The 2982-nt window shown below is 37.6% G+C and carries 3 protein-coding genes; all 3 read right to left on the reverse strand.

Annotation, left to right across the window (positions count from 1 at the left end; translation table 11 throughout):
• Positions 1-67 precede the first annotated feature (67 nt).
• The gene (locus CWB66_RS16505; RefSeq protein WP_138586215.1) at positions 68-415 is read right to left on the reverse strand and encodes a DUF7919 family protein; all 348 of its coding nucleotides are present in this window, start codon (positions 413-415) and stop codon (positions 68-70) included.
• 19 nt (positions 416-434) lie between these two features.
• Entirely contained in the window at positions 435-905 is a 471-nt protein-coding gene (locus CWB66_RS16510; protein ID WP_212747832.1) for an SMI1/KNR4 family protein, read from the reverse strand.
• Between the two features lie 7 nt (positions 906-912).
• Positions 913-2982 (reverse strand): RHS repeat-associated core domain-containing protein (locus CWB66_RS22980; RefSeq protein ID WP_213084800.1); only part of this gene is annotated, 2070 nt, incomplete at its 5' end.

The raw sequence follows: 2982 nt of genomic DNA on the forward strand, positions 1-2982 counted from the left end.
GTTTTCACACTGATAAAAGCCTAGTACCTAGTTCGCCAAACTGCAAAAATTAGGGTGGGTGTCTAGTTTATTGTTTGATAGGTTTAATTTTCTCTAATGCATTAATAATGACTTTATTCGGAATTAAATTATGAACAGAAATAAAATGTAAAATTGCAGAGCTAACAATTAAATCTGACTCCCCATTAGGTATTCTAAATTCATAACTTGAAAACTTTTTACCAGTAGACTTTAAAGTCATAAATTCATTACAAATATGACAAATCTCTACATGTCTGAGCTTATTAATAATTTCTACATTAGTTAAAGCTAACGTAAACCATTCGAAAAAAGCATCTTTCTCTTCTTCACTTTGAAAGTGCTCAACCATTTGTAACAAATCAACACAAATATCATTTTTTTTATAAAACATCATCGCTCTCAGTTATATGAAATCATAAATCCTCAATTGCATCTTTAATTTCGTTATAAAAAAAGTCCCCAAAACTCTCAGCCACTATGCTTACTTCTTTATCTCTTTTATATGACAAACTGGTTTCTACAACAGGAAAAACAGAATTAGCACCAGATAAGTCCATACTAAATAATGGACCATAACCTGAAGACTTAACGTATACCATTGATTGGGAAATATCTCCTAGCTCTCTGGCTGACTCTGTCGCAAAAATAACACAAGGAATTGCACCTGCATTTAGCCCAAATTGTGTTAACCCATAGAATCTTTCACCATAGAAAGATAAAGTCCCAAACTTTTTTAAAAAATATTTATAATCTTCAGGAAATCGAATATCTAACCTAGCCTCAGCTTCAGAAATTAAATTATCAGAAACCCCCCCTGTAGTTGATATTATTTCTTTTGACTCCTGCATCATACTTAATGCTAAATTAATTTTTTCTATTGTCATATGTACCTCATCCAAAATCCTTTGATCGATTTTTCCAATACTTTCTCTTCCATCTATTGAATGGTTTACGATTCATAGACGGTGGAGCACTACTATAAGCGTGACGTTGGCCACTTTTATCTTTATAAGATTTATCATATTGATTAGTATAAATATGAAGAAACCTATCATTTTCACTATGGAATGTAGAATTCAATTCAGCCATAGAACCAGGCTCATCCTGCGTAACATGGTGTAAATTGATTTCTTTTCCATCGTACCCAATCGGAGCATTTCCACTAGCCATTAATTCTATATTGCTTTGCCCAGATTTATCAATATAGTTTGGATCGAACAAGTCATCTCTTTGGTAAACAACTCTGTCTTCGACAATTTTTTTATTCCACTTTTTAGTTTGTTTTTTGTCTGGAAAAATTTCGACTCGGCTACCTTTATCTACAGGACCTCGATTAGAATCACTACTACTATCGTCAGGTAAGTCTTCCCAAGTTCCGTCTTCTTGCAATTGATAAAATTTATTTGATTCTTTTTTGAAAATACCCTCAGTATGGTGAATCACATTTTCGTTTTCATGCCCAAATATTGAAGCACATGCAGCCCAATGGCAATCCCCTACATTTTCGGCTAAAAGTTCTGATATATCTGTTGGTTTAGAAACTTGAATTGAACTATCAAGAAGCTCTATATCTCCAGGGTTATCAAGTAAAACATACCCGGGAATAACATCACCAGCAACATATACCTTTTTATATACATCGCTATTTAAAGACCCGCCACTTTCTATTAATTGCCCAAGATCATCCGTTATTGTCGCTCCATTAAACGCATATACCGTTAGAGTACTTCCCACAGGGACTATTGCAGATTTAGTCTCATCAATAATGCCATGGCCAGCAAAAGCAACCCTTTTAGCACCTCCGTCCTTACAACTCAACCCAAACGGATCCACCCAGTTAACCGGATTAGGCGCATATTGATAGTGGTTAATTCCACCCACTAGGCCAATTGGATCTTGGTTTATAAACCGTTGTTGTTTGGGGCTGTAGTAGCGGTAGCGGTTGTAATGTAAGCCGCTTTCCTCATCTAAATATTGCCCCTGAAAACGAATTGGCTGAGTGAAAGAGTCTTCTTTATTTGATTCTGCTTTTAACTCTTCATAACCATACACATCGGCTTGGTTTTCCCATACAACTTCTGCTTTGTTGTTGGTTACAAAGCGTGGGGTATTAAGCTGGTCTAGGTGGTAGTAGTACACCTCACCTTGTTTAATCAGCGCAACGGGGTGAAATTGATTTGGCAGGTTGATATACCAGGTATATTCACCGTGTTGGCATTCGCCGATTAACTGGTCGTTATCCCAAATGTAGTCAATTTTACCGTGTTCGGTGTGCTTAGCTATACGACGACCTAATGGGTCGTAGTCGTATTGGGTGAGCGTGCCGTTGTTGTTAAAACAGCTTAACTGGTTAAATGCGTTGTATTCGCGGCGGGTTTTTATGCCTTTGCCGGTTTCGCGTATTTGATTACCAAACTCGTCGTAGTAAAAGTCGCTGTCGCCAAAGTGAGTTAAACGGTCTGCGTCGGTGGCACTGCTTATTATAGTATTGTTAGTGTTGTTAGTGCCTTCATTGCTTACTGCCGTGTCAGCATTATTACTAGGTGCTAAATTATTTGATGCTAAATCGCTGTATTCATTATGCGTGGCGCGTGTTAAATCAATAGAAGAGCTAGCTGTATGCTCATTATTGGCAGCATTATGTTTTGTACTCTGCTCGCGGCTTATTGTATTACTAGTATCTGTATCGCTGGTGTCTGCATCGCTTTTGCTTGATTGCACTGCTTGGCTTTGCGGGTTACCAAAGCTATCCCACTGGTATTGGGTGATTTTATTGTTCTGCTCGCCTGCTAAAGTTTGTTGAATTAACTGACCCAAGCTGTTGTACTCAAAATTAGTATTGTGGCTGCTTACACCTTCGTTTTTACGGGCAATCAGCTGGTTGATGCTGTCGTAATTGTACGTACAGGTATCGAATAGTGCTTGTGCTGGGTGTGGAAGCTGTTGCTGTATTAAGAGCTT

Source organism: Pseudoalteromonas sp. S558 (genome assembly GCF_005886635.1).
Classification (GTDB): domain Bacteria; phylum Pseudomonadota; class Gammaproteobacteria; order Enterobacterales; family Alteromonadaceae; genus Pseudoalteromonas; species Pseudoalteromonas aliena.

Bases quoted from the DNA above. Each gene is read 5' to 3' on its own strand.
- CWB66_RS16510 (WP_212747832.1), bottom strand. From the start codon at position 905: ATGACAATAGAAAAAATTAATTTAGCATTAAGTATGATGCAGGAGTCA.
- CWB66_RS16505 (WP_138586215.1), bottom strand. From the start codon at position 415: ATGATGTTTTATAAAAAAAATGATATTTGTGTTGATTTGTTACAAATG.